The organism is Actinomadura rubrisoli (genome assembly GCF_004349215.1).
Classification (GTDB): domain Bacteria; phylum Actinomycetota; class Actinomycetes; order Streptosporangiales; family Streptosporangiaceae; genus Spirillospora; species Spirillospora rubrisoli.
This window is the reverse complement of record NZ_SMKU01000707.1, coordinates 1-1,270: the sequence shown is the minus strand read 5'-3', so window position 1 is coordinate 1,270 and position 1,270 is coordinate 1. Positions and strand designations below refer to the sequence as shown.

1 protein-coding gene is annotated in these 1,270 nt (G+C 71.1%); it reads left to right on the top strand.

The features are described from left to right. Positions 1-91: 91 nt before the first annotated feature. A partial coding sequence (locus E1298_RS46995) for a glycosyltransferase (protein ID WP_165976004.1) occupies positions 92-1,270 on the top strand: 1,179 nt, incomplete at its 3' end.

The window sequence follows — 1,270 nt, the reverse complement described above, 5'->3', positions numbered from 1 at the left end:
CCCGCCCGACCGGTGCCGCCCGAGGGGTGGTACGAGCCCTATGTGCCCGCGGAGGAGCCCGAGGACGAACCGCAGGTCAGTCCGCGTAGTGATGCCTGGTGAGGAGGCGGCGGTGAGCAGGATCGTGATCTTCGCGGCGGGGTCGCGGGGGGACATTCAGCCTTGCGTGGCGCTGGGACGGGCGTTGCGGGGCCGGGGGGACGAGGTGCGGCTGGTGGCGAGCGCGCGGTACTCGGCCATGGTGGTCGCCGCGGGGCTGGAGCCGGCGCCGTTGACGGCGGACCCGATGGAGATCCTTGAATCGGACGCCGGGCAGGAACTTCTGGCCGGTGGGCGCAATCCGGTGAAGTTCCTTGGCGGGTTCCGGCGGATTCTGGGGCCGATGGCCGAGCGGTTGTTGGCGGAGTGTTTGGACGCCTGCAAGGGCGCGGACCTTATTCTGGGGCCCACTCTAGGGCTCCTTCCTCAGCATATCGGCGAGCATCTCGGCGTTCCTTGGGCGTTGATTCATTTCCAGCCAAGCCAGCCGACGGGCGCATTTCCGCATCCGTTCATTCCGCAGGCGCGGCTGCTCGGGCCGTGGGCGAACCGGGCGAGCTTCGCGGCGGTCGACCAGATCGCCTGGCAGCTGGCCAGGCCGTTCATCAACCCGTGGCGGGACGACGTGCTGCGGTTGAAACGGTTGCCGGTGCGGGGCGTGCGGCGGGGTTCGCGGCCGGTGCTGGCGTGTTTCAGCCCGGTGGTGGTTCCGCGGCCTGGGGACTGGCCGTCCTATGTGAATCTGACCGGATACTGGTTTCTCGACGAGCCCGCTTGGGAGCCTCCTCAGGAACTCGCGGATTTTCTGGCGGACGGGCCGCCGCCGGTGTACGTCGGGTTCGGCAGCATGGTGCCCAAGGACGCCGCGATGACCGGGCAGGTCGTCCGGGCCGCGTTGAGGCTGGCCGGGGTGCGCGGCGTCGTCCAGGGGGATCCTGAGAGTTCGGACGAGCAGGTGTTCGCCGTGAGGGACGTCCCGCACTCGTGGTTGTTTCCGCAGATGGCCGCGGTCGTGCACCACGGGGGCGCGGGGACGACGGCGGCGGGGTTGCGGGCGGGCGTGCCGACGGTGGTGTGCCCCTTCTTCGGCGACCAGCCCTACTGGGGCGAGCGAGTCGCCGCGCTCGGGGCCGGGCCCCGGCCGCTGCCCTTCCGGGCGCTCACGGTGCCTCGGCTGGCCTCGAAGATCCGGCGGGCCGTCCAGGATCAGGGGATGGCGGACCGGGCGGGC